This is a genomic window from Kineosporia sp. A_224, assembly GCF_002198655.1.
GTDB lineage: Bacteria > Actinomycetota > Actinomycetes > Actinomycetales > Kineosporiaceae > R-H-3.
Window position 1 is genome coordinate 1 of sequence record NZ_MWLN01000001.1, and the last position, 2,720, is coordinate 2,720.

The 2,720-nt window shown below is 76.7% G+C and carries 3 protein-coding genes; 1 reads left to right on the top strand and 2 read right to left on the bottom strand.

Translation table 11 applies throughout. The features are described 5' to 3' along the window. Window positions 1-83: 83 nt before the first annotated feature. Both EDJALFJO_RS00005 and EDJALFJO_RS00010 read right to left on the bottom strand, forming a co-directional pair. Window positions 84-452, bottom strand: coding sequence for a DUF427 domain-containing protein (locus EDJALFJO_RS00005; RefSeq protein WP_088280952.1), 369 nt, complete (start codon window positions 450-452; stop codon window positions 84-86). A gap of 75 nt (window positions 453-527) precedes the next feature. Next, window positions 528-1,490 carry a hypothetical protein gene (locus tag EDJALFJO_RS00010; protein ID WP_143448183.1) on the bottom strand — a complete coding sequence of 321 codons (963 nt, stop codon included), beginning with the start codon at window positions 1,488-1,490 and terminating at the stop codon, window positions 528-530. A 265-nt stretch (window positions 1,491-1,755) separates the two neighbouring features. On the opposite strand from EDJALFJO_RS00010, the gene EDJALFJO_RS00015 reads away from it, so the two are divergent. Next, complete coding sequence (locus EDJALFJO_RS00015; RefSeq protein WP_088280956.1) at window positions 1,756-2,625, top strand: DUF4397 domain-containing protein; 870 nt, start codon at window positions 1,756-1,758, stop codon at window positions 2,623-2,625. Window positions 2,626-2,720 lie beyond the last annotated feature (95 nt).

A 2,720-nucleotide genomic window follows, 5' to 3' on the forward strand; every position in this document is an offset into this window, starting at 1 on the left:
CAACCCCGACCGCAACCCACGTTCACATGCGGTCGAGGCCCCCAGCCCGTTCCCCCATACCGTCTAGTCAGTCGGGGAGCCCGTCAGAGCGGGAGCTCCTCGAGGGTCGCCGTCCGGTTCGTGTAGAACGCCAGGTGGTCCTTGATCCCGCTCACGGCCTCGTACGGCGACTCGTACGACCACACCGCGTCGACTCCGCCCTCGCCCGCGGCCGGGATGCTGAAGTACGCGGCGTCGCCCTTGAAGGGGCAGTAGCTCTCCTGGACGGAGCGCTCGAGGAGCGACATGTCGACGTCCTCGCGCGGGACGTAGTGCACCGCGGGGTAGTCGGACTCGCGCAGGGTCAGTGCCGAGCGGGTGTCGGCGACGACGGTCGCGCCGACGCGGACGACGACGCGGACGCCCGACGGCTCGACGGTGATCGGGTGTCCGGGACCGGGCAGGAGAACCATCTTGTCAACCACGTCTGCCGCAACGCATCCGTCGGGGCGGGGATTCCTGGGGCACCGCGGCGGCGCGGCGGCAGGTCAGCGGGTGCGGACGTCGGCCTGGACGACGACGAGCGGGGCCGCGGCCCCGGCCGGGATCCGGCCGGTCCAGCCGGCGGTTGAGGCCGCGCCGCACAGCTGGAGGGCCGGCTCGGCGAGCGGGCACAGCATCTGGCGGACCGTGACGGCGTTGCGGTCGGGGCGGACGACGACGGGTGCACCGGCCGTCTGCGAGGCCTCGGCGCTCAGCGGCCACAGGAGCATGAGCAGCCGCCCGGGGTCCGCGCCGGGCGTGCGCACGGTCCCTCCCGCCACCTGGTAGCGCAGCACGACGGGGCCGAGCGGGCCGCCGGGGGCGGCGGTGACCTCCCAGCCGCCCGGCACCGCCCGGACGTCGGCCGGGCGGCCTCCGGACGTCGCCTCGAACGCGGTCACGCTGAGGTCCGTCCGGACGGTGACCCCGGTCCAGCGCGTCGGGTCGGGGGCGGTGAGCCGCAGCACGGTGGCGCCGCGGTCGGCGGGGACCACGCGCTCGAGCACCTCGAGCACCCCGGGCAGGTCGCTCGCCGGGGCGAGGACGACGTCCGTCCCCGGCTCGTCGACGCCCGGTCCGCTGCTCGCCAGGCCGGACGGGACGGCTCGTGCCGACGTGCCCGGCGCCGGCGGCACGGGCGGGACGCCACTGCGACCGGGCCCGACGGGCGCGGTGGACGCCGTGCCCGTGGCGGCGGCCGGCCGCCCGGTCGGGGAGGCGCCGTCCGCCGTCACGGACCGGTACCCGACGAGCAGCAGGGCGACGACGGCCCCGGCCACGAGCGCGACGAGGGTCCGGCGCGGGCCCGGCGAACGGTCGGGCGCACGGTCGGGCGAACGGTCGGGTGCAGGCGGCCGGGCGGTGCCGGCCGGGTCGCGCTGGTCCGCGTCGTCGAGCATCGCCCGGATGCCGTCGAGCCGGGCGCGCAGCTCGTCGACCTCCGCCTCGGTGGGCAGGGCGGCGCCCACGGCTGCGGCGTCCGGCGGGTCCGGCCGGTCCGGCCGGCCCCGTGGCTCGTCCCCGGGCGGCATCACCGATGATCACCTACCGTAGTTATCGGAATTCTCATTCTTGTCTCCGTGTTCGCTTTGCTCGGTTAGCGTGCCATGTGAATCGCCTGAACCGACACATCTCGCCTGCCGGTCTCACGCTGCGTCCGCCCGCGTAGATCACTGGGCGTGACGCCGGCGCGAGCGGCCAGGGCCGGCGAGGTACCTCAGAGGTGGAGGACCCATGACTCGCTCGACCCGCACCCGGCTCGCGACCGGGCTCGTGGTGGCGGCCGCCGTGCTCGCCCCCGCGCTCGTCCCGACGACGGCGCAGGCCGCGGAGGCGTCCGCCGCCGCCTACGTCGTCCAGGGCGTCGCCGACCAGGCCCTCGACGTCTACGTCGACTCCCGCCTCGTGCGCCGGGCGGTCCCGGCCAAGACCGTCGTCGGGCCGCTGGCGCTCGCGCCCGGCGAGCACGTCGTCACGCTGCGCCGTGGTTCGACGCCGGTGACGGACGCGTCCTTCAGCGTCGGGGCCGGGGACAGCACCGACCTCGTCGTCCACCGGTTCCCGGACGCCACCCGCGCGCCGTCGGTGACCGTCTTCGACAACGACCTGAGCGCCGTCCCGCCCGGCAAGACGCGCCTGCGGATCGCGCACACGGCCGTCGTCGGCCCCGCCGACGTCGTCGTCGACGGCAACGTCCTGCTCCGCAACCTCGCCAACGGCGAGTCCGCGACGAACGTCGTCCCGGCGGGCACCTACTCGGTGTCGGTCGTCCCGACGGCGACGACCGGCCCGGCCGTGCTCGGGCCGGCCCCGATCAAGGTCTCGGCGGGGTCCCTGACGAACGTGTACGCCATCGGCGACCCGGCGCGAGGGAGCATGGAGGCCGTCGTCCACGTCATCAGGACGGCGACCGACGGGGCGGGGGTGCCCAGCCGGGTCGACACCGGGGACGGCGGCCAGGCCGCTGCGCTCGCCGGGTCCGTCGGGGCGGTGCCGGTGCGTCCGGCCGGCCCCGCGCTGCCGGCCGCGGTCGTCGCTCTCGCCGCGGGTCTGGCCGCGCTGGTCGCGGTCCGCGGCGTGCGGCGGCGGCTGCCCCGCTGGTGAGCCTGCGCACCCGGACGCGGTCCGTCGTCGGGGCGGCGCTGCTGTGCGCGACCGCCGGCTGCGGGGCGGCGGCCGCGACCCCGGGGCCGGCAGGG